The following is a 2,787-nucleotide window of genomic DNA, read 5'->3' on the forward strand; positions in this document are numbered from 1 at the left end:
GAGGATGCCATAAGGGAGGACGCATAGGTTTTTTCTTTTTTCCTGATGGTGAGAATTTAACAGGCTCCTCAATTCAAGTATCATATCTACCCGGTTTTGTCAATATCTAATACTGTACCGACGCCCTAGTGCAGGGACTGCAACAATGCCCAGTGCTAGAATGGGTAAGAAAGCAGACAATTTGTTCGAGTTTTTATTCAGAGTTAACATAAGTTCGGGAAGGAAGCGACTGTCAAGCTTGGCGGATTCTCTTGTCACCATGACTAATCTATTACCAAACTTGTTGCCGATCGCCACCAACACCCAGATTTTGCGAGAACCCAACCCAACCCCAACCCGCCCGCCATGCCCCCAATCCCGAAGAGTGCGTAGGCGTAAGCCGGGGCGGAGCCATCGCTGCCTCTTGTATGCCCGCAACTCAAACCTCTTAAGTGGCGTTCACCAAGTTAGCCTGAAATTAACAGCCGTTTTGTGCAGATGTCCGCTCAATACCCCACTGAAAATGATGAAAGAAGACACTATCGAAATTGTTGGTTTTCACGCACATATTTACTTCAACCCTGATAATCGCGATGCCGCAGCGCGTGTACGCGAAGGATTGACTCAGTTTGAGGTGAAGCTCGGGCGCTGGCATGACAAACCCATTGGCCCCCACCCCCAAGCGATGTATCAAGTTGCATTTTTACCCTCGCAATTTGGCAAAGTCGTTCCTTGGTTAATGCTGCATCGCGAGGGGTTAGATATTCTCGTCCATCCCGAAACAGGCGACGATCTGGCAGACCACACTCTACATTCTTTGTGGTTGGGACATAAATTAGAGTTGAATGTCGAATTCCTGCGACCTAGAACAACCAACGCCAGCTTGTGATCGATCGCAAGGCGAAAACGTTGCCCCTGACAGTTACTATGGGGATTTGATGTTGGGTAGAAGCGACTACCAAAACGCTTGCGAGCTGGCAAATGCTAAGTGCAGGGAATTGAACCAACCAAAAACGCAGTCGGGGAACTAATTTAGCTTCAGGGAACTGCGAAGCATTTTTGAATGTGCCCAAAAGAATGGGAACGCTCTCAATTTTCGCTTGTCAGGAAGTACCTTTCTCCACAAAGGTTTTTAGCTTTGAAGCGTTCCTCACTGCATTTCCCTCTCCGTCGTTGTTGAAGTAGACAAACACGCTTCGCCCCTGACTTTCCCACTCGTGGATGCGATCGGCCCACCAGTGCAAATCATCATCAGAGTAGGAGCCGGCGTAGAGATTGTTGGCGTCCGGGCCGTGGAGGCGCACATAGACGAATGAGCCCGTTGCGCGCAGGATACACGGGAGGTGCGCCCCGCTCATCACGCAGTAAGCCGCTCCTTCGCGTTCCAGCAGCGAAAATACCTCTTCCGTGTGCCAGCTTGGGTGTCGGAATTCAACAGCTACTTTGATCCAGGGGGGCACCTGTTCTAGAAAGTAGGCTAGGCGGGCCGAGTCGCAGCCGAACTGTGGAGGAAGCTGGACGAGTAGAATACCCAGTCGATCGCCCAGGCATTGAAGTCCCTCACTCATCCGTTCCAACCACTGTTCTGGCGAGTAAAGACGCTTGGAGTGCGTTAGACCGCGGGGCGCTTTTACGGTCATGAGAAATCCTTGGGGGAGGCGCGATCGCCAGTTAGCTAAGGTAGTGTTTGGTGGCCAGTGGTAGTAGGTGCTATTAACTTCGACGGTTTGATAGTGCTGGATATAGCAATCGAGCCTAGAGCGAGGCGGTAGCTGGTGGGGATAAAGCACACCTTCCCAATGGTCGTAACTCCAACCTGAAGTGCCAATGTGAACACTCATCGCCTTTTTACTCCAACGCAGATTGTGTTTGTGTTTGAATTTAAGTTTAGTTGGCTGGCATCGCTACCGCACTCTATCAATCAGCTAAAAATAGAGAGAGCAAGTTGAACTATTAAGAACTCCTTTAAACGCTGAGCCTGACTTTACTGCTTTGGGCGATCGTCTCAGGCTTTTCTATATTAGACATCTCCACAAACTCCTAAATTCTTTCCCAGCTTGGTTTTTGGCTGCATGCAGTTTGGTAGAAGGCAGCCATAAACCAACGCTTAAATAAGGGTAAAAAGATTTTTCAATAAAAAATGCCAGAATTATACTGCCTAAATTTTATTATTTTTAGCTATTTTTATGAACATTGAACTATGGCACTAATCCGGCATCTTATTAATCCACCTACGCCGAGAATTACTGGCTCTTCATGCTCATATTTTCAGCACAATTCCTCTGCTAATAATCAAAAAACATTCATCTACCTAATTAGAGGTTCTACTACTATTTTTCTCGATAATTCTGTTTTTTTTCTTGCATTTTAGGCGAAGCAATCTCTTAACTTATAGTTCTTTTTAATTAGGAATCATGGCATCATACATAAGCTTTATACCCTTTAAAGTGTTGCTCCTGATTTCATTCTTCGCCTCACTAACGGCATTTTTTTATGTCTGTCGTTTCTCCATTTTTTCCAACTACTACATCAACGCTTTCTTTCTCCGAATATCTCACAAATTTTTTATTTTTTAAAGTGGGTGTTTTCGGCTGCTATGAATAGTGTTTTTCTGAGCTTGATAGCCTGTATTTTTTTATATTGGCTCTTTATAGCTATCTACTATTAACTCAAATTAACTTGATATTTGCATCAATAATTGCCATTAACAATCATTTTTTTACCTGTGCTAATAACAATACTCCGGACAGTTTTTAAAGAAGGATGCGACGCCTACGGCAAGCAACGCTTACGCAATAAATCACAGAA

At 45.5% G+C, this 2,787-nt stretch carries 3 protein-coding genes; 1 reads left to right on the forward strand and 2 read right to left on the reverse strand.

What is annotated here, in order from left to right; all coding sequences use genetic code 11:
- Positions 1–271: 271 nt before the first annotated feature.
- On the reverse strand, positions 272–394 hold the full coding sequence (locus QUA54_RS33915; RefSeq protein ID WP_333419378.1) for a hypothetical protein: 123 nt from the start codon (positions 392–394) through the stop codon (positions 272–274).
- Positions 395–502: 108 nt separating this feature from the next.
- Between QUA54_RS33915 and QUA54_RS33920 the strand changes: the two genes are divergently transcribed.
- Positions 503–868 carry a DOPA 4,5-dioxygenase family protein gene (locus QUA54_RS33920; RefSeq protein ID WP_333419380.1) on the forward strand — a complete coding sequence of 122 codons (366 nt, stop codon included), beginning with the start codon at positions 503–505 and terminating at the stop codon, positions 866–868.
- A gap of 214 nt (positions 869–1,082) precedes the next feature.
- Here the strand turns inward: QUA54_RS33920 and QUA54_RS33925 are convergent, their stop codons facing one another.
- Positions 1,083–1,820, reverse strand: coding sequence for a DUF72 domain-containing protein (locus QUA54_RS33925; RefSeq protein ID WP_333419382.1), 738 nt, complete (start codon positions 1,818–1,820; stop codon positions 1,083–1,085).
- Positions 1,821–2,787 lie beyond the last annotated feature (967 nt).

It is taken from the genome of Microcoleus sp. MOSTC5, from assembly GCF_036701825.1.
Classification (GTDB): Bacteria; Cyanobacteriota; Cyanobacteriia; order Cyanobacteriales; family Microcoleaceae; genus Microcoleus; species Microcoleus asticus.

Excerpts from the sequence above, each read along its gene's own strand:
- QUA54_RS33920 (WP_333419380.1), top strand. The coding sequence starts at position 503 with ATGATGAAAGAAGACACTATCGAAATTGTTGGTTTTCACGCACATATT.
- QUA54_RS33925 (WP_333419382.1), bottom strand. The coding sequence starts at position 1,820 with ATGAGTGTTCACATTGGCACTTCAGGTTGGAGTTACGACCATTGGGAA.
- QUA54_RS33915 (WP_333419378.1), bottom strand. The coding sequence starts at position 394 with ATGGCTCCGCCCCGGCTTACGCCTACGCACTCTTCGGGATTGGGGGCA.